The organism is Aurantimonas sp. HBX-1 (genome assembly GCF_021391535.1).
GTDB lineage: Bacteria > Pseudomonadota > Alphaproteobacteria > Rhizobiales > Rhizobiaceae > Aurantimonas.
On the sequence record NZ_CP090066.1, the window covers coordinates 1,938,682 to 1,955,698 of the forward strand.

At 67.2% G+C, this 17,017-nt stretch carries 20 protein-coding genes; 6 read left to right on the top strand and 14 right to left on the bottom strand.

Annotated elements, in window-relative coordinates; translation table 11 throughout:
* Positions 1–91: 91 nt before the first annotated feature.
* The 7 genes from LXB15_RS09165 to LXB15_RS09195 all read right to left on the bottom strand — a co-directional run bounded on the left by LXB15_RS09165 (position 92) and on the right by LXB15_RS09195 (position 6,211).
* On the bottom strand, positions 92–943 hold the full coding sequence (locus LXB15_RS09165; RefSeq protein ID WP_233952702.1) for a CDP-archaeol synthase: 852 nt from the start codon (positions 941–943) through the stop codon (positions 92–94).
* A gap of 4 nt (positions 944–947) precedes the next feature.
* The gene (locus tag LXB15_RS09170) at positions 948–1,634 is read right to left on the bottom strand and encodes an isoprenyl transferase (protein WP_233953110.1); all 687 of its coding nucleotides are present in this window, start codon (positions 1,632–1,634) and stop codon (positions 948–950) included.
* Between the two features lie 88 nt (positions 1,635–1,722).
* Positions 1,723–2,280, bottom strand: coding sequence for a ribosome recycling factor (frr, locus tag LXB15_RS09175; protein WP_233952703.1), 558 nt, complete (start codon positions 2,278–2,280; stop codon positions 1,723–1,725).
* Between the two features lie 33 nt (positions 2,281–2,313).
* Positions 2,314–3,033 carry a UMP kinase gene (gene pyrH, locus LXB15_RS09180; protein WP_370640218.1) on the bottom strand — a complete coding sequence of 240 codons (720 nt, stop codon included), beginning with the start codon at positions 3,031–3,033 and terminating at the stop codon, positions 2,314–2,316.
* Between the two features lie 202 nt (positions 3,034–3,235).
* Positions 3,236–4,162, bottom strand: a complete 927-nt coding sequence (gene tsf, locus LXB15_RS09185) for a translation elongation factor Ts (RefSeq protein WP_233952705.1) — start codon at positions 4,160–4,162, stop codon at positions 3,236–3,238.
* A gap of 140 nt (positions 4,163–4,302) precedes the next feature.
* Entirely contained in the window at positions 4,303–5,151 is an 849-nt protein-coding gene (gene rpsB, locus LXB15_RS09190; RefSeq protein WP_233952707.1) for a 30S ribosomal protein S2, read from the bottom strand.
* A 211-nt stretch (positions 5,152–5,362) separates the two neighbouring features.
* Complete coding sequence (locus tag LXB15_RS09195) at positions 5,363–6,211, bottom strand: EipB family protein (RefSeq protein WP_233952709.1); 849 nt, start codon at positions 6,209–6,211, stop codon at positions 5,363–5,365.
* Between the two features lie 131 nt (positions 6,212–6,342).
* On the opposite strand from LXB15_RS09195, the gene LXB15_RS09200 reads away from it, so the two are divergent.
* The 4 genes from LXB15_RS09200 (at position 6,343) to LXB15_RS09215 (ending at position 9,312) form a co-directional block, all read left to right on the top strand.
* Positions 6,343–6,810, top strand: a complete 468-nt coding sequence (locus LXB15_RS09200) for a RidA family protein (RefSeq protein ID WP_233953111.1) — start codon at positions 6,343–6,345, stop codon at positions 6,808–6,810.
* 8 nt (positions 6,811–6,818) lie between these two features.
* Positions 6,819–7,535, top strand: coding sequence for a glycerophosphodiester phosphodiesterase family protein (locus tag LXB15_RS09205; protein ID WP_233952710.1), 717 nt, complete (start codon positions 6,819–6,821; stop codon positions 7,533–7,535).
* Between the two features lie 39 nt (positions 7,536–7,574).
* On the top strand, positions 7,575–8,813 hold the full coding sequence (locus tag LXB15_RS09210) for a GNAT family N-acetyltransferase (protein ID WP_233952711.1): 1,239 nt from the start codon (positions 7,575–7,577) through the stop codon (positions 8,811–8,813).
* Between the two features lie 76 nt (positions 8,814–8,889).
* On the top strand, positions 8,890–9,312 hold the full coding sequence (locus LXB15_RS09215) for an HIT family protein (RefSeq protein WP_233952712.1): 423 nt from the start codon (positions 8,890–8,892) through the stop codon (positions 9,310–9,312).
* A gap of 40 nt (positions 9,313–9,352) precedes the next feature.
* On the opposite strand, the gene LXB15_RS09220 is transcribed toward LXB15_RS09215, so the two are convergent.
* From LXB15_RS09220 to LXB15_RS09240, 5 genes are all read right to left on the bottom strand, one after another.
* Complete coding sequence (locus LXB15_RS09220; protein WP_233952713.1) at positions 9,353–9,715, bottom strand: AzlD domain-containing protein; 363 nt, start codon at positions 9,713–9,715, stop codon at positions 9,353–9,355.
* Positions 9,712–10,449 carry an AzlC family ABC transporter permease gene (locus LXB15_RS09225; RefSeq protein WP_233952714.1) on the bottom strand — a complete coding sequence of 246 codons (738 nt, stop codon included), beginning with the start codon at positions 10,447–10,449 and terminating at the stop codon, positions 9,712–9,714. Before LXB15_RS09225 ends, LXB15_RS09220 begins: the two co-directional genes overlap by 4 nt.
* A gap of 64 nt (positions 10,450–10,513) precedes the next feature.
* Positions 10,514–13,015 carry an ATP-dependent Clp protease ATP-binding subunit ClpA gene (clpA, locus tag LXB15_RS09230; RefSeq protein ID WP_233952715.1) on the bottom strand — a complete coding sequence of 834 codons (2,502 nt, stop codon included), beginning with the start codon at positions 13,013–13,015 and terminating at the stop codon, positions 10,514–10,516.
* 8 nt (positions 13,016–13,023) lie between these two features.
* Entirely contained in the window at positions 13,024–13,407 is a 384-nt protein-coding gene (gene clpS, locus LXB15_RS09235) for an ATP-dependent Clp protease adapter ClpS (protein WP_370640195.1), read from the bottom strand.
* A 215-nt stretch (positions 13,408–13,622) separates the two neighbouring features.
* On the bottom strand, positions 13,623–14,033 hold the full coding sequence (locus tag LXB15_RS09240) for a phasin family protein (protein ID WP_233952716.1): 411 nt from the start codon (positions 14,031–14,033) through the stop codon (positions 13,623–13,625).
* Between the two features lie 332 nt (positions 14,034–14,365).
* Here LXB15_RS09240 and LXB15_RS09245 point away from each other — a divergent pair, with 332 nt between their 5' ends.
* Both LXB15_RS09245 and LXB15_RS09250 read left to right on the top strand, forming a co-directional pair.
* The gene (locus tag LXB15_RS09245) at positions 14,366–15,847 is read left to right on the top strand and encodes a D-alanyl-D-alanine carboxypeptidase (protein WP_233952717.1); all 1,482 of its coding nucleotides are present in this window, start codon (positions 14,366–14,368) and stop codon (positions 15,845–15,847) included.
* Positions 15,848–15,915: 68 nt separating this feature from the next.
* Positions 15,916–16,188: a hypothetical protein gene (locus LXB15_RS09250; RefSeq protein WP_233952718.1), complete on the top strand. Its 273-nt coding sequence runs from the start codon at positions 15,916–15,918 to the stop codon at positions 16,186–16,188.
* A gap of 18 nt (positions 16,189–16,206) precedes the next feature.
* On the opposite strand, the gene LXB15_RS09255 is transcribed toward LXB15_RS09250, so the two are convergent.
* Together LXB15_RS09255 and LXB15_RS20940 are read right to left on the bottom strand one after the other, a co-directional pair.
* Positions 16,207–16,644, bottom strand: a complete 438-nt coding sequence (locus LXB15_RS09255; RefSeq protein WP_233953113.1) for a DUF1489 family protein — start codon at positions 16,642–16,644, stop codon at positions 16,207–16,209.
* Between the two features lie 143 nt (positions 16,645–16,787).
* Positions 16,788–16,913: a hypothetical protein gene (locus LXB15_RS20940; protein ID WP_255696819.1), complete on the bottom strand. Its 126-nt coding sequence runs from the start codon at positions 16,911–16,913 to the stop codon at positions 16,788–16,790.
* Positions 16,914–17,017 lie beyond the last annotated feature (104 nt).

Sequence of the window (17,017 nt, forward strand, 5' to 3'; positions counted from 1 at the left end):
CGCGGCGCATCATCCGGCCCGCTAAGCCGCAGTCATAGCATTTCATGATCGCGTCGCAATGATGACGCGCGGCTGCGACCCGTGCGCAGTGTCAGATGGGAAAGATGCCGTGGGCGGGGTGGTCGAATCCCGCCAGGGCGAGGCCGACCAGCCAGGCCACGGCCGTCGCGATGATCAGTCCGTCGATCCGGTCCATCAATCCGCCGTGGCCGGGAATCAGCCGGCCCGAATCCTTCACGCCGAAGCGCCGCTTGATCCAGGACTCGTAGAGGTCACCGGCCTGTCCGAACACCGACAGGAGCGCGGCCAGCACGACGATGAAGAGCCCGGCCGAATCCGCCACCCATTCGGCGAAGAGAACCGCGAAGACGACGCCGGCGACGAGGCCGCCGACAGCGCCCGAGATGGTCTTCTTCGGCGAGACGCGCGGCATCAGCTTCGGCCCGCCGATGCTGCGGCCGGTGAAATAGGCGAAGATGTCGGTCGGCCAGACGACCGCGATGATCAGCCCGAGCGCGGCGAGTCCCGCGGCGTCGTCACCGCGGAGCATCCCCGGCGGCAGCGAGGCGATCGCCGCGTAGAACAGCCCGCCCAGCACCCAGTCCGCCTTGCGCTCCCCGCGGTCGACGAAGGCGATGAACGCCGCGCCGCCGAGGACGATGCCGATCGCCGCGAGGTCGAAGCCGAGGATGAAGGCGACCAGCGCGAGATAGAGTGTGTGCCGGGCGAAGCGGAAGATCGGCCCCGCACGCTTCGCGCGCGTCATCCGCGACCATTCCTCAAAGACGATGATGCCCGTCGCGACGCAGAGCAGCCGGAAGGGCCAGCCTCCGAGGATGGTCAGGGCAAGGACCAGCAGGCCGAGAATGACGGCCGATATCAGCCGCGAGCGGAGATCCGTCCATGTCGGTGCTGCGAGAAGCCGTCGGAGACCAAGACCCATCGGCTCAGGATGCTATTTCGCGCGACAATCCGCCATAGCGCCGTTCGCGGCTGGCGTATTGGGCGATCGCCTCCTCGAAGGCCTTGCGGTCGAAATCCGGCCAGAGGCATGGGAGGAAGACGAACTCCGAGTAGGCTGCCTGCCACAGGAGGAAGTTCGACAGCCGCAATTCGCCGCTGGTGCGGATGATGAGATCGGGGTCGGGGATTCCGGCCGTATCCAGGTGGCTGTCGAGATAATCGGCCGTCAGCGCCTCGAGCGTCACTTCGCCGGCGGCGAATTTCGCGGCCACGCGCCGCACCGCGCGGGCGACCTCGTCCCGGGCGCCGTAGTTGAACGCCACCACCAGCGTCTGCCGCTCGTTGGCGCGCGTCAGGTTCTCCGCTTCCTCAAGCAGCGAGCGGATATCGGCGGAAAGATTGTCCCGGGCGCCGATGACGCGAACCCGAACGCCTTCCTTGTGCAGGTCGGCGAGATCGCGGCGGATGAAGTGCTTGAGCAGCCCCATCAGCTCCTCGACCTCCTCCTGCGGACGTCGCCAGTTCTCCGAGGAGAAGGCAAACAGCGTCAGGTAGTCGATGCCGAGTTCGCCGGCGGTACGGACCGCCTGCCGGACCGCCTCGACGCCGCGCCGGTGCCCGATGCTGCGGGGCAGGCCCCGCGCATGGGCCCAGCGTCCGTTGCCGTCCATGATGATGGCGACGTGTTGGGGATGCCGCACCGTGATCCACCCTTTTCCGAGATTCGCGGTTTCCCGCAGGCCCGATTTTGCAGCGATGCTAGACCTGCATGATTTCGGCTTCCTTGACCGATAGCATCTTCTCGATCTCGGCAATGGTGTCGTCGGTCATCTTCTGGACCCGATCGGAGGTCTGGCGGCTCTCGTCCTGCCCAATTTCCCCGTCCTTCTCCAGCTTCTTCAGCGTGTCCATGCCGTCCCGCCGGACATGGCGGGCGGCGATCTTGGCACCCTCGCCATACTGGTGGGCCACCTTGACCAGCTCCTTGCGGCGCTGCTCGTTGAGCTCGGGCAGCGGGATGCGCAGCGTCGTGCCGTCGGTGATCGGATTGAGACCGAGGCTGCTCTCGCGGATCGCCCGCTCCACCTTGCCGACCATCTGCTTGTCCCAGACCGTGACGGCGACCATCCGCGCCTCGGGCGCCGTGACGTTGGCGACCTGGTTGAGGGGCATCTGGTTCCCGTATGCCTCGACGGTGATCGGATCCAGCAGGTTCGGCGAGGCGCGTCCCGTCCGCAGGCCCGCCAGATCGCTTTTGAGGCTGGAGATCGCGCCGTCCATGCGGCGCTTGAGTTCGTTCAGGTCAAGTTCGGCCATCGGTTCCTCTTTCGGCAGTACGGACGCAGGCGGTCAGTCAGAGACGATCGTCGCCCGACCTCCGCCAGACAGTATCTTGGCGAATTCACCCTTCTCGTGGATGGAGAACACCACGATGGGGATATGGTTCTCACGCGCCAATGCCACGGCGGCAATGTCCATGACGGCGAGCCCGCGGCCGAGCACCTCGTCATGGGTCAGCCTATCGAAGCGGACGGCGTCGGGATTGTGCTTGGGGTCGTCGGAATAGATGCCGTCGACCTGGGTGCCCTTGAACAAGGCGGCAGCGCCCATCTCCGCCGCTCGCAGCGCGCCGGCGGAATCGGTGGTGAAGAAGGGGTTGCCGGTACCGCCGGCAAAGATCACCACGCGCCCGGCCGCCTGGTGCGCCAGCGCCGTCCGTTGCGAGAAGCTTTCGCAGATCTCCGGCATGGCGATCGCGGAAAGCACGATCGTGTCGATGCCCAGCTTGGTCAGGGAGGTGCGCAGCGCCAGCGCGTTGATGACGGTCCCCAGCATGCCCATGTGGTCGCCGGTCACCCGGTCGCCGCCCTTCGACGCCACCGCGACGCCGCGGAAGATGTTGCCGCCCCCGACGACCACGGAGATCTCAACGCCCAGCCGCCGCGCGTCGGCGATGTCGGAAGCAATCCGGTCGGCGACGGCGACGTCGATGCCGAAACCCTGGTCGCCCATCAGCGCCTCGCCGGACACCTTCAGAAGTACGCGGCGGTAGCGGATTTCGGACGTCATCATTCACCTTGCTTGCGTCCGCAATTCCCTGCGGGCGGCCGATCGGCGCCTGAGGTATGCCGGATGGAGACGGGCGGGAGGTTTCTGCGGCGAGCCGATGCGGCGCATGGGCGGCCCGTCTCGCCCCCGCTTAGTTGGCCTGCGATACAATAAGGGCGCCCGCTTGTGAAGCGGACGCCCTCTCGCCGGTCGAAACGCGGGATTACTTCTTGCCGGCGGCCGCGGCGACCTCGGCGGCGAAGTCGCCTTCTTCCTTCTCGATCCCCTCGCCGAGGGCGAAGCGAACGAAACCGGTGATCTTGGCCGGCGCCCCGAACGAGGCCTCGGCCTCGGCCAGCGCCTTCTCGACCGTCAGGTCGGGATTGATCACGAAGCCCTGCTTCAGCAGCACGACTTCCTCGTAGAACTTGCGCAGCCGGCCCTCGACCATCTTCTCGATGATGTTGTCCGGCTTGCCCGACTGGCGGGCCTGGTCGACGAAGATCGCCTTCTCCCGCTCGACCGTGGCGGCGTCGATCTCGTCGGCGGTCAGCGCCAGCGGATTGGTCGCCGCGACATGCATCGCGACCTGGCGGCCGAACTGCGTGAGCGCCGCCTTGTCGCCGGTCGACTCGATCGCGACCAGCACGCCCAGCTTGCCGAGGCCGTCGGCGACCTGGTTGTGGATGTAGGACGCAACGACACCGTCACCGACCGACAGCATGGCCGAACGGCGCAGGCTCATGTTCTCGCCGATGGTCGCGATCGTGTCGCGGATCGTGTCGGTGACCGACTTGGAGGCGCCCGGATAGGTCGCGGCGCCAACCGCCTCGACCGAGCCGTCGGTGGTCAGCGCGACCGCGGCGACATTGCGGACCAGCGTCTGGAACGCATCGTTGCGGGCGACGAAGTCGGTCTCGGAATTGACCTCGACGACGACCGCGCGGGTGCCGTCGGACGCCGCGCCGACCAAGCCCTCGGCAGCGGTGCGGCCGGACTTCTTGTCGGCCTTGGCGATGCCCTTGGTGCGCAGCCAGTCGACCGCCGCTTCCATGTCGCCACCGGTCTCGGCGAGAGCGGTCTTGCAGTCCATCATGCCTGCGCCGGTCATCTCGCGCAGTTCTTTTACCATCGCAGCGGTGATCGCCATGTTTGCCTCTTCAGAAATCATTGGGCGCACCGGTCCGGTCCGAACGGGTGCGCCAGAATTGTGACGCCGTCATTACGCGACGCAGCAGATCGATCTTGAGGCGGGCGGGTGCCGGTCGTACCGGCTCCCGCCCCGCCGGATCAGGCGGTGGTTTCGGCAGTCGCCTCGGCCGGCGCGGCCTCGCCTTCCGGCGCGGCGACTTCGGCGGTGGCTTCCTCGGCGGGCGCCTCCTCGGCCGGGAGATCCTCCTCGACCGGAGCGTCCTCAAGAGCGCCGAGATCGACGCCGGTGTCGCCCTGCTGGCGAGCGATGCCGTCGACGGCGGCACGGGCGATCAGGTCGCAGTAGAGCGTGATCGCGCGGGCGGCGTCGTCATTGCCCGGGATCGGGTAGTCGATCGGCAGCGGATCGCAGTTGGAATCGACGACGGCGACGATCGGGATGTGCAGCCGCTTGGCTTCCTCGATCGCGATCGACTCCTTGTTGGTGTCGATGATGAAGATCATGTCCGGCACGCCGCCCATGTCCTTGATGCCGCCGAGCGCCCGGTCGAGCTTGTCGCGCTCGCGCTGCAGCGTCAGGCGCTCCTTCTTGGTGAAGGCGCGGGCCTCGCCGCCGGCGAGCATCTCGTCGAGCTTGCGCAGCCGCTGGATCGAGTTGGAAATGGTCTTCCAGTTGGTCAGCATGCCGCCGAGCCAGCGGGCGTTGACGTAGTACTGGGCCGAGCGCTGTGCGGCGTCGGCGACGATGTCGGACGCCTGGCGCTTGGTGCCGACGAACAGCACGCGGCCGCCGCGGGCGACCGTGTCGGAGACGGCCTGGAGCGCGCGGTGCAGCAGCGGCACCGTCTGGCCGAGGTCGAGGATGTGGATGTTGTTGCGGGCGCCGAAGATATAGGGCGCCATCTTCGGGTTCCAGCGATGCGTCTGGTGGCCGAAATGGACGCCCGCTTCGAGCAGCTGGCGCATGGAGTAGTCTGGCAGAGCCATCGGATGTTTCCTTTTCCGGTTGAGCCTCCACGGAACGAAGCGGCCCTTTGGCCGCCACCGGTGGATCGCGTCGACCGAGCTGGAGCCCAACCGTCGAAACCCGACTTCCGTGTGTGGAATGGACGCGCGAATAACGCAAAAGCGGGAGAAGCGCAAGCTTTGGGGGCTACCGTCGCGGGCTTCGCGGGCGGCGCGCGGTCGTCCGCAAGCCTCAGGGACAGTCGGGATTGCCCAGCAGATCGAGGCTCGCGAGGCCGCCGGTCAGCGCATAGCCGTCGAAGCGCAGCACCAGATCGTCCGAGACGCCGTTCTCATAGAGCGTATAGGCGGTCTCGAAGACCGGCATGCCGTCGCCATCGCTGTCGGAATTGTAGAAGGATTCGCTGATGCGCCAGGAGCGCAGGCCGGCGAGCTGGTCGGATGGGTCCGCCGCCTTTTCCGCGCCGGCGTCCTGCCCGCCGGCAGACGGGGCTTCGGGACGCGGCGCGTCCGGCCTTAGCGTGTTGTCCGATCCGGCGGGGCCGATGATCGCCGTGCTGGTCAGCTCCTTCTGCGGATCGTCGTCGCCGTCATAGAGCGCCGTCTCGACGATCCGTTCGCCGGCCTCGGCCTTCTCGATCAGCGAGCGCGTGTGCTGCATCGGGAACAGCGCGCGCGGGATGTCGACGCTGCGGACCCCCGGTTCGGTGAAGGTGACCACGGTGCGCCCGCCGTCGGTGGCGGCGGTGCCGCTCACCGTGTCCTGCGGGCTGGAATCGACGAAGGTCCGGGTCTTGAACTCGAACCAAGAGCCGTCCCGCGACTCCCGCGATTCCGTCTGCTGGTCGGTGACGATCAGCTCCTGCTCCTGCTGGAAGCGCGCAACGAAGCGGTAGTCGAGGTCATAGGCGTCGCAGTCGCCGGAGATCGCCACCGCGATCCGCCCTTCCGCCCCGACCATGTCGCTGGAATCGTCCGATAGAGAGAGATCGTAGGAAGCCCGGTGAAGCGCCAGGTCGGCCGCCGCTGCGGGCGCCGCGCCGGCACCGAGCAGCAGGAACGCGATGGAGGTGGCTCGCATGTCGGCTCGATCTTTCGCTGCAACGGCGGATGGGCTACCGCTCGACGGAATTCCGGGGTTCGGAACCGCAGGCCGACAAGGCGCCTCGGGACCGGACGCTGGTATCCGTCACGGCAAAGGAAGACAACATGATGTCCGACACGATCGAATCGCGCCTCAAAGCGGCAGGCATCGACCTGCCTGTGGCCGCCGCCCCGGCGGCCAACTACGTTTCCTTCGTGGTGACGGGCAAGCTGCTGCAGACCTCCGGCCAGCTGCCGATCGAGGCCGGCAAGATCGCCGTCACCGGCAAGCTCGGCGGCGGTGTCAGCCTGGAGGACGGCCAGCGCGCCGCCCGGCTCTGCGCCGTCAACGTGCTCGCCCAGGCGAAGGCTGCGGTCGACGGCGACTGGACGCGGCTGTCGCGCCTCCTCAAGCTGACCGTCTTCGTGGCGAGCGCGCCCGAGTTCGTCGAGCAGCACAAGGTCGCCAACGGCGCCTCCGACTTCCTGGTCGAGATCCTCGGCGATGCCGGCCGACATGCTCGCTCGGCCGTCGGCGTTCCGGCCCTGCCGCTGGACGCGGCCGTCGAGATCGAAGCCCTGTTCGAGCTCGCCTGATGCCGGGGATGGGTCTGGACTGGCTCGTCCGGCGACCGATCGCGCATCGCGGCCTGCACGACGGCAACCGTTCCGTGGCGGAGAACTCGATCCCGGCCGCCCGGGCCGCCATCGCCGCGGGCTACGCCATCGAATGCGACGTGCAGCTTTCGGCCGATGGCACGCCCTACATCTTCCACGACGACGCGTTGGACCGGCTCACCGGCCGGACCGGCGCGTTTCGCGAAACGGCGGATGACACGCTGAGCGGCATTGCGCTGACCGCGGCCGCGGCCGTGATCCCCACCGTCGCGGATTTTCTCTCTCTGGTGGACGGCGCGGTACCGGTGGTGATGGAGCTGAAGGGCCTCTCCCCGCAGGCCGATGCCGGCTATGTCGATCGCCTCGGCGCGGCGCTGGCGGGCTATGGCGGCGAACTGGCGCTGATGTCCTTTTCGCCCTGGCTCATCGACCAGCTGCTGCAAGCCGCGCTGCCGCATCCGGTGGGGCTGACGGCGGAGGGGACCGAGCCGGACGTCCTGGCACGCCACCGGGAGATCTTCGCCCGCGGCTGCGACTTCGTGTCCTACAATGTCCACCACCTGCCCAACGGCTTCGTCCAGTGGGTGCGCCATGGACAGGGCGCGCCGGTGATCAGCTGGACGGTGCGGACCCCCGACGATGCCGCGCACAGCGCCCGCCACGCCGACCAGATCACCTTCGAGGGCTTCGCACCGCAGCACTGACGGCTTGCGCTGCGGCGCGTACGGCATAAGTCTGCCTGCATGAGCGGAACGGCAAAGACCACAAGCGAGGACAGGGAGCGGACCTTCGTGGTCCGGGTCGTCGACAGCGTCACGTCGATCGACCAATCGACGTGGGACGAACTGGCCGGTGCCCAGGCGGCGTCGGACGATGAGACGGCGGCGGCGGCCGCCGCCCCGAACCCGTTCGTGTCCCACGCCTTTCTCAGCGCACTCGAAGACAGCGGCTGTGTCGGCGAGCGGGCCGGATGGCTGCCGCAGCATCTGATCCTCGAGGACGGGTCCGGGCGGGCGATCGCCGCGGCGCCCGCCTACCTCAAGAGCCACAGCCAGGGCGAATACGTCTTCGACCAGGGCTGGGCCGACGCCTTCCAGCGCGCCGGCGGACGCTATTATCCCAAGCTGCAGATGGCCGTCCCCTTCACCCCGGCCTCGGGGCCGCGGCTGCTGGTCGGGCATGCGCCCGGCGCCGATATCCGGCGGCAGGCCCTGGCGGAGTCCGCCAAGACCTACGCGGAGCGGACGGGCGTTTCGTCCGTCCACGCCACCTTCCTGATCGACAGGGATCTTTCGGTGCTGGAGGGATCCGGCTGGCTGCATCGGACGGACCAGCAGTTCCATTTCCACAATCGCGGCTACGACAATTACGAGGCCTTCCTCGACACGCTGGCTTCGCGCAAGCGCAAGACATTGCGGCGCGAACGGCGCGAGGCTCTCGAGAACGATATCGAGATCGTCTGGCTGACCGGCAGTGATCTGACCGAGGCCGCGTGGGACGCGTTCTTCGCCTTCTACATGGACACCGGCAGCCGCAAATGGGGCCGCCCCTATCTCAACCGCCGTTTCTTCAGCCTCGTCGGCGAGCGGATGGCGGGCCAGACGCTGCTGGTCATGGCGCGCCGCAACGGCCGCTACATCGCCGGCGCGCTCAACTTCATCGGGGCCGACACGGTGTTCGGTCGCAACTGGGGCTGCATCGAGGACCACCCGTTCCTGCATTTCGAGGTCTGCTATCACCAGGCGATCGACTACGCGATCGCCCACAAGCTGGCGGTGGTCGAGGCAGGCGCGCAGGGGCAGCACAAGCTGGCCCGCGGCTACGAGCCGGTGACCACGCACTCCGCGCACTGGATCGGCCATCCGGGCCTGCGCCGGGCCGTCGAGGATTATCTCGACAGCGAGCGCGAGGAGGTGGCGCGGGTGTCGGAAGTCCTCAGCGAGCACACGCCCTACAAGAAGGGCGACGGCGGAGCCTCGTAAACTTGCCGGTCCGGCTTGGACAAGCGGCCGAGGGCCCCTACCCTACGCCCGACCATCCACCAGGGCCGAGCCATCCATGACCAGCTACGACGACGGCAACATCTTCGCGAAGATTCTGCGCGGCGAGATCCCGAGCCTCAAGCTCTACGAGGACGATACGGCGATCGCGATCATGGACATCATGCCGCAATCGAAGGGCCATTGCCTGGTCATCCCGAGGGCCCCGTCCCGCAACCTGCTCGACGCCGACGACGCGACGCTGGCCGCCGTCATGCCGATCGTTGCCCGCCTCGCCCGTGCCGTGCGGAAAGCCTTCGCGGCGGACGGCGTGCAGGTCGGGCAGTTCAACGAGGAGCCGGCAGGCCAGACGGTGTTCCACCTGCATTTCCATGTCGTACCGGTCTATGCCGGCGTGCCACTGACACGCCACGCCGGCGGCAGCGTGACACCGGCGGAGCTGGAGGCCCAGGCCGAGCAGATCCGCGCCGCGCTCGGCTGAACCGAGGAACTGCAGCCGTCGGCAGGCTGGCCCCCGTCGTTCAGAGCAGGACGGCCGCGCCGAGCAGTACCGCTTCGGCGACGATGATCGCGGCGATCACCCGGCGGCCCAGCCAGAGATAGGCGACGAATCCGGCACCGACCGCCCCGACACGGGCGGCGGTCGGAATCGCCGCGAGCGAGCCGGCCGGAAACAGCACGAGCTGGGCGATCACCGCCGCCACCATCGACGTCGCGACGGCCCGGGTCAGGATGGCAAGGCGCGAATTCTCGTCCAGCCGGCCGGCGGTCAGGACCCCGAGATAACGCCACAGATCCGTCGGCAGCCACCCGGCGAGCAGGATGAACACGAACGGCCACCAGTCGCCCAAGGGGGCGTCGAAGCTGAGATCGATCCCGGTCACCGGCGTCGCCGTCCGTCGAGCCAGCGGCCGCCCCAGTAGGCGCCCACGCCGCCGACGATACCCGCCGCCAGCAGCTCGAACTGTGGCCAGAGATAATGCGCCGGCGGCAGCGCCGCCATGCCGGCGAACAGGGCGAGGCGCCCCGACAGGTCGCGGGCGGACCCGTAGAGCGAGACGAGGAAATACACCGGCGTGAGGAACGCCAGGGCGCCCGTCACCAGCGCCGGCAGCTGTCCCATCAGGTTGAAGGCGACGGCGACGATGATCGTGTTGATCGTGGTCAGCGTCACGGCGAAGCCGCCGAAGAATGCCGTCCGCTGGTCGCGCGGCACGTTCCGGGCGCGCTCCATGGCGAAGACCCAGCCGGTGATAGCGACGAAATGGGAGAGGATCAGGAGGGTCGAGCGGCGCGTCCGGGATCCGGCGATCTCCGGCATCAGCGCCACGACCATCGGCATCATCCGGATCGACGACAGCCCGACGGCAAGCGCCGCCGCAGGCAGTGAGGTTCCGGCGGTGATCGCGCCGACGAGGATGATGTTGGCCGGCAGCGCCCAGACCACGGCGGTCATGAAGGACGCCTCGACCCAGGTCAGGCCCGCCTCGCGGGAGACACCGGCAAAGCCGATGAAGGCGGTGATGAGGATCAGTGCCGGCGCGCTGGCGATGCCCTTGACGCCCTGCAGCACCCAGTAGGCCGAGCCGCGAGCTTCGGCCGGATCGAGATTGTCCAAGTCTGGCTCCGGCAAGCTAACCGTCATGCTGAAAGGGCCGCCCCTGAGGGCGGCCCTTTCTGGATCAGTTCGGCTTGCGCGGAACTTTCGGGACGGTTGCCGGACGCTTGGTCGGCCCGGCGCGGGTGGGAGCGGCTGCGCCCTGAACCGCGTTGTCCGCCTCGTCCTCGTCGGGATCGAGGCCTTCGTCATCCTCCGGCTCGTCGATCTCCGCGCCGTCCGCCGCGACCTTGCTGCGGCGGCGGGACTCGGCCTTTTTCGGCTTTGCCGGCACTTCGTCGGCGATCGCCTCGAGGGCCAGCGTCCTGGTGCCGTCGTCGGCCGTCGCCACGGTGACCTTCACCGTGCCGCCGCGCTTCAGCTTGCCGAACAGCACTTCGTCCGCCAGCGGCTTCTTGATGTACTCCTGGATGGTCCGGCCGAGCGGACGGGCCCCCATGTTCTCGTCGTAGCCCTTCTCCGCCAGCCAGGAGACGGCATCCGGCGTCAGTTCGAAGGTCACGCCGCGTTCCGACAGCTGCGCCTCGAGCTGCATGACGAACTTCTCCACCACCTGGTGGATGACCGGGGTCGGCAGCGATCCGAACGGGATCACCGCGTCGAGCCGATTGCGGAACTCTGGCGTGAACAGGCGATTGATCGCCTCCTCGTCGGCCCCGCTCCGGCGCGAATGCCCGAAGCCGATATTGGCCTTGGCCATCTCCGACGCGCCGGCATTCGTCGTCATGATCAGGATGACGTTCCGGAAGTCGATCTGCTTGCCGTTGTGATCGGTCAGCTTGCCGTGATCCATGACCTGCAACAGGATGTTGAACAGGTCCGGATGCGCCTTCTCGATCTCGTCGAGCAGCAGCACGCAATGCGGATGCTGGTCGACGCCGTCGGTCAGCAGGCCGCCCTGGTCGAAGCCGACATAGCCGGGAGGCGCGCCGATCAGCCGCGAGACGGTGTGCCGCTCCATGTACTCCGACATGTCGAAGCGCAGCAGCTCGACGCCCAGCGACGACGCCAGCTGGCGCGCCACCTCGGTCTTGCCGACGCCGGTCGGGCCGGAGAACAGGTAGGAGCCGATCGGCTTGTCCGGCTCGCGCAGTCCAGCGCGGGCGAGCTTGATCGCCGAGGCGAGATTCTCGATCGCCGCGTCCTGACCGTAGACGACGCGCTTCAGCTGCTCGTCGAGATGGGCGAGCACTTCCTCGTCGTCCTTGGATACCGCCTTCGGCGGGATCCGCGCCATGGTGGCGACGGTCGCCTCGATCTCCTTGACGCCGATCTGCTTCTTCCGCTTGGCCTCCGGCAGCAGCATCTGCGACGCGCCGGTCTCGTCGATCACGTCGATCGCCTTGTCCGGCAGCTTGCGGTCGTTGATGTAGCGGGCCGAGAGCTCGACCGCCGACCGGATCGCCTCGCTGGTGAACTTCACGCGGTGGAAGTCCTCGAAATAAGGCTTGAGGCCCCGCAGGATCGACACGGCGTCCTCGATCGAGGGCTCCTTTACGTCGATCTTCTGGAAGCGCCGGACCAGCGCCCGGTCCTTCTCGAAGAACTGGCGATACTCCTTGTAGGTGGTCGAGCCGATGCAGCGGATCGCGCCCGAGGACAGAGCCGGCTTGAGCAGGTTCGAGGCGTCCATCGCCCCGCCCGACGTCGCGCCGGCGCCGATCACCGTGTGGATCTCGTCGATGAACAGGACGGCACCGGGATACTCCTCGAGTTCCTTCACCACCTGCTTCAGGCGCTCCTCGAAGTCGCCGCGATAGCGCGTGCCAGCGAGCAGCGTGCCCATGTCGAGCGAGAAAATCGTCGCGTCGGCGAGCACGTCCGGCACGTCGCCTTCGACGACGCGCTTGGCGAGGCCCTCGGCGATCGCCGTCTTGCCGACGCCCGGATCGCCGACATAGAGCGGGTTGTTCTTCGAGCGGCGGCACAGGACCTGGATGGTCCGGTTGATCTCTTCCGCCCGCCCGATCAGCGGGTCGATCTTGCCGTTCCGCGCCTTCTCGTTGAGGTTGATGCAATAGGCGGTCAGGGCGTCCTGAGCCGTCTTGCGCTTGCCGTCGTCATCCTGCCCCACGGTCGATTGGTCGTCCTCGGCGCCTCTGAGCGGCCGGCTTTCTGATGCGCCCGGACGCTTGGAAATCCCATGCGAGATGAAGTTCACTGCATCGTAGCGGGTCATTTCCTGCTCCTGCAGGAAATAGGCTGCATGGCTTTCGCGTTCGGCGAAGATGGCGACGAGCACGTTGGCGCCGGTCACTTCGTCGCGACCGGAAGACTGCACATGGATCACAGCACGTTGGATGACGCGATGGAAGCCTGCCGTCGGCTTGGAATCCTCGTCATGCCCGGTGACGAGGTTGGTGAGTTCGGTGTCGATGTAGGAAATCAGGTTCTTCCGGAGCAGGTCGAGGTCCACGCTGCAGCCCCGCATGACTGCCGCCGCGTCCTTGTCCTCGAGCAGCGCCAGCAGCAGGTGCTCGAGCGTCGCGAATTCCTGACGCCGCTCGTTGGCGAGCGTCAGTGCCTGATGCAGCGACTTCTCAAGGCTTTGCGAAAATGTCGGCAAGCTTCACCTCAATTCTTTTCCATCACGCATTGCAGCGGATGTTGGTGCTGGCGTGCGAAATCCATGACCTGCGTGACTTTCGTCTCCGCTACCTCGTAGGTGTAGACCCCGCATTCGCCAACGCCGTGGTTGTGCACATGCAACATGATCCTGGTGGCCGCCTCGGCATCCTTCTGGAAGAACCGCTGGAGCACGTGGATCACGAACTCCATGGGCGTGTAATCGTCGTTCAGAAGGAGCACTCTGTAAAGGCTCGGCCGCTTCGTCTTCGGCTTCGTGCGGGTAATGACGGACGTGCCGCGATCGGTGTCGCCGGCGCCGCCATCGTCCTTCCCCGCCTGCCCGCGCCCCGGGGCGTATCCGCCGTCGGTCGTGCGCTTCTCGTCGGTCAATTCAGCCACCATTCTCATCGCACCGTATGTATGTGCCGTGCGGCGGATTTTAAGACGCTTCGGGCGTGCGGCAAAGCATTCTCCTGCGCTCCCGGCATCGTGAAATCCGCGGACGCCTTCCGGATGGCTGGCCGAACGAAAAAAGGGCCCGGCAGATGCCGAGCCCTCACGTTGTTCCGCGAACGGAAATCGGGGGGTTGCGCAAGCCCCGGGCGTCAGGCCGCCGCTGGCTTGTCGACGGCCGCCTTGGCCGCCTTGACCGTCGCCTGCGAGGTTTCGCGCGTGTATTCGACGCCGCGGCCATAGGTACCGAGCGCCGCCTGTTCCAGCGGCTTGTAGGCTTCGCGAGCCATGTCGGCGTAGATCTCGCTCAGCTTCGTCGCCTGCGATACCCAGCTCTGGTAGATCGACTTGGCGAAATCGTTCTGCAGCTCGAGGCTCTTGTCCACCGAGCGGGCCTGCAGGAGCTGCTCGAGCATCGTCATCTGATGCTCATAGGAGCGCTTGCCGAATTCGGAGGTCTCGCTGGCGATCTGCTGCAGGCCCTTTGCCACCACGGCGAAGGACTGCAGGGTGCCGTCGAGGGCGTTCTTGCTGGTGCGGGTGGCTTCTTCGTAGATGGTCATCGTCGTTTCCTCGGACAGGAAGTGGTCTTCGGCTGACGACGGGCCCGCCGCCAGCGGATCGTTCATGCTGAGGCCAGTATATTGCACTGCACAATGGTTTTCAACATTCCCGTAGCGGCCGTGCCGCTCCGCATTGATGCCGGCTTTCTGCCGCAGGAGTGATTGCCGCGTCCGGGGGAAGGGTTCGGCAACCATAAACCGATTGGTAAGCCCAACGGCCTAATCTGCATTGCAACGGGGGCGTTGGCGCCCGCCGGAATCGGAAGTGCCTGCGACATCGTGCCCGACATTGGCGGCAGATTCGCAGCAGGTCAGATCAAGAGAGTAGCCGCGTGCGCAAATTCCTCCCCCGCCTCAAAGCCGTCACCGCTGCCTTCGGCAAGAGCCTCTGCCTCGCCGCAATCGGCAGCGCGCTGTGCCTGACGCAGGTGTCGGCGGCCGACGCCAATTCGCGCTATGCCGGATTCGTGATCGACGCCAACAACGGGAAGGTCCTCTACGAGGACAGGGCCGACGACTACCGCTACCCGGCGTCGCTGACGAAGATGATGACGCTCTACCTGACCTTCTCCGCGCTGAAGTCGGGCCGCGTCTCGAAGTCGAGCAAGATGCCGGTGTCGAAATATGCCGCCGCCCGGCCGCCGTCGAAGCTGGGCCTGAAGGTTGGATCGTCGATCACGGTCGAGGAAGGCATCAGCGCCCTGGTCACCAAGTCGGCCAACGACGCCTCGGTGGTCATTGCCGAATTCCTCGGCGGGTCGGAGGAGCGTTTTGCCGAGCAGATGACGGCCACCGCCCGCAAGCTCGGCATGTCGCGCACCACGTTCAAGAACGCCAATGGCCTGCCGAACAGCGAGCAGCGCACCACTGCGCGGGACATGGCGACGCTGGGCATCGCGCTGCGCGAGCATTTCCCCGAGTACTACGGCTACTTCTCGATCCGCTCCTACAATTTCCGCGGCACGCGCCTCGGCAACCATAATCGCGTCCTCGGCCGGGTCGAAGGCACGGACGGCATCAAGACCGGCTACATCAATGCGTCAGGCTTCAACCTCGTGTCTTCCGTCAAGCGCGACGGCAAGAGCGTCGTCGCCGTCGTCATGGGCGGCCGCTCGGGCCGTTCACGCGACGACCACATGGTCGAACTGCTCAACCGCTATTTGCCGCAGGCGAGCACCCGCGACGGCGGCGCGCTGATCGCCTCGCGCCCCGCCATTTCGCTGCCGGTCGCCGCCGCAGCCACGACCGTCGCCGCGCTGCCGAGCAGCGGTCCGATCCCCGGCTCCCGGCCGTCCGGCTCAATCGATGTGAACGAGCGCATCGCCCTTGCCTACGGATCGGACGCAGCGGGGGCGATCGCCCGGCTGCCGCAGGTCGACACGCGCCCGATCATCGGCCGCGACGCGCTGCGCGCCGCCCTCGTCGAGGAGCGCCCGGCCTCGCACATCCCGTTCCCGGCCGTGTCGCGCCCTGCCCTGAATACCGGCGTGCCGATGCCGCGCGTCGGGGTGCCGGGTGTGGATCCCGACACGACCGGCTCCGTTCAGTCCGCCCTGTCGCGGCCGAGTTCGCCCTGGGTCGTGCAGATTGCCGCAGCGCCCGCCGCCGCCGACGCGATGAGGATGCTCTCGGAGGCGCAGCGCAAGGTCGGCGGTCCGCTCGCTTCGGCGGAGCCGTTCATCGAGCCTGTCGGCAGCGGCTCGCAGACGCTGCACCGTGCCCGCTTCGCCGGCTTCGCCAACAAGGACCAGGCCTGGGCTGCCTGTGCGGCGCTGAAGCGCAGCCAGTACAATTGCTACGCCGTCGCCAACTGACATGCCCGACGCGGGCGCCTGCCCGCTCGGCTCCAATCCTAGTGTATCGCGTTTGAAGGGATCCCGGCATGTCGATCGAGCAGCATGGTCTCGACCAGGAAATCATGGAGACGCCGTTCCCGCGGGCGTTCAACCAGGGCGGAGCCCATCCGCTGCATCAGGCTGCGCTGCGGCTCGCGGAGGTCCGGGACGGGCGCTCGCGGCTGAAGGCCAAGGACCTTGTCGCGCTGCTGCTCTGTCACGGGGCGCGGGCGTGGCGGTCGTCGCAGCCGATATCCTATACGCGGATCCGGGTGTCCGGGATCTCGGGCGCATCGGCTCTTCGGATGCGCTTTCGCTAAGCGCAGGCGCTCCGGAGACTAGAGAAGCCCGAGCTCGAACAATTCACGGCTCAAGTCCGGCGGCAGTGCCTCGTCCAGTGTGTCGCCGCCGCCGAGATCCATCGGCGCATCCTCGGCGGTGAGATAGCGCCAACCCTGGAAAGCCCGGCGGGGCTGCCACGCGGTCCGGGTGAACACCGGTTCCAGCACCAGACGGCAGCGGCCGATGCCCGCCTCGTCGACAAACGGGCGCACGGCCAGAAGGCGCTGGCGAACCTGCGCATGCCCCTTGATCACCCAGTAGAGCGAGCCGCCGTCGACGAGCTCGAGCGCGCGCTTCGGGACCATCCGCGTCGTGTGGACCTGTTCGACCGGCGCACCCGTCGCACGGGCATGGTCGAGGCGAGCCGCGACATACGCCTCGAGTTCGTCGACCGTCTCGACGCCGACGCAAAGCTTGATGAGGTGGAGCGGCATCGCATGCCCTTCGATCGATCGGCGTCCGGTCACGGTCGGTGATCCGGGCGGCTCGATCAGGACGCGGCGGCGGCGGTGCCGGGCGCGTCAGGCTGTAACGAGCGGTCGCACTTGCCGTCGAACGGCCGGCAAACCGGCTTGCGTCAGCTGGCGGCGATCGTCACCGTCTCGGCGCCGGCGAAGAGAAAGCCGAGCACGAGCAGGGCTGAGAATACGGCAACCGTCCATACGGTCACGCCCCAGCACGACTTCTGCACACTGTCATCCATGTATGAAACTGTCCTGCATTGATTGCTGCGGATCCGCCATGACCCCCGTCCCGGTCCGCAGCCGTTAAATATCCGTTAAGCCCTCGCCGTACAAGGCACCCTGG

What these genes read in the sequence shown, in the direction of transcription:
- LXB15_RS09200 (WP_233953111.1), top strand. Translation starts at nt 6,343, where the DNA reads ATGTCCGACACGATCGAATCGCGCCTCAAAGCGGCAGGCATCGACCTG.
- LXB15_RS09205 (WP_233952710.1), top strand. Translation starts at nt 6,819, where the DNA reads ATGGGTCTGGACTGGCTCGTCCGGCGACCGATCGCGCATCGCGGCCTG.
- LXB15_RS09170 (WP_233953110.1), bottom strand. Translation starts at nt 1,634, where the DNA reads ATGGACGGCAACGGACGCTGGGCCCATGCGCGGGGCCTGCCCCGCAGC.
- LXB15_RS09165 (WP_233952702.1), bottom strand. Translation starts at nt 943, where the DNA reads ATGGGTCTTGGTCTCCGACGGCTTCTCGCAGCACCGACATGGACGGAT.
- frr (WP_233952703.1), bottom strand. Translation starts at nt 2,280, where the DNA reads ATGGCCGAACTTGACCTGAACGAACTCAAGCGCCGCATGGACGGCGCG.
- LXB15_RS09250 (WP_233952718.1), top strand. Translation starts at nt 15,916, where the DNA reads ATGTCGATCGAGCAGCATGGTCTCGACCAGGAAATCATGGAGACGCCG.
- LXB15_RS20940 (WP_255696819.1), bottom strand. Translation starts at nt 16,913, where the DNA reads ATGGATGACAGTGTGCAGAAGTCGTGCTGGGGCGTGACCGTATGGACG.
- LXB15_RS09210 (WP_233952711.1), top strand. Translation starts at nt 7,575, where the DNA reads ATGAGCGGAACGGCAAAGACCACAAGCGAGGACAGGGAGCGGACCTTC.
- LXB15_RS09255 (WP_233953113.1), bottom strand. Translation starts at nt 16,644, where the DNA reads ATGCCGCTCCACCTCATCAAGCTTTGCGTCGGCGTCGAGACGGTCGAC.
- rpsB (WP_233952707.1), bottom strand. Translation starts at nt 5,151, where the DNA reads ATGGCTCTGCCAGACTACTCCATGCGCCAGCTGCTCGAAGCGGGCGTC.
- LXB15_RS09215 (WP_233952712.1), top strand. Translation starts at nt 8,890, where the DNA reads ATGACCAGCTACGACGACGGCAACATCTTCGCGAAGATTCTGCGCGGC.
- pyrH (WP_370640218.1), bottom strand. Translation starts at nt 3,033, where the DNA reads ATGACGTCCGAAATCCGCTACCGCCGCGTACTTCTGAAGGTGTCCGGC.
- LXB15_RS09240 (WP_233952716.1), bottom strand. Translation starts at nt 14,033, where the DNA reads ATGACCATCTACGAAGAAGCCACCCGCACCAGCAAGAACGCCCTCGAC.
- tsf (WP_233952705.1), bottom strand. Translation starts at nt 4,162, where the DNA reads ATGGCGATCACCGCTGCGATGGTAAAAGAACTGCGCGAGATGACCGGC.
- LXB15_RS09195 (WP_233952709.1), bottom strand. Translation starts at nt 6,211, where the DNA reads ATGCGAGCCACCTCCATCGCGTTCCTGCTGCTCGGTGCCGGCGCGGCG.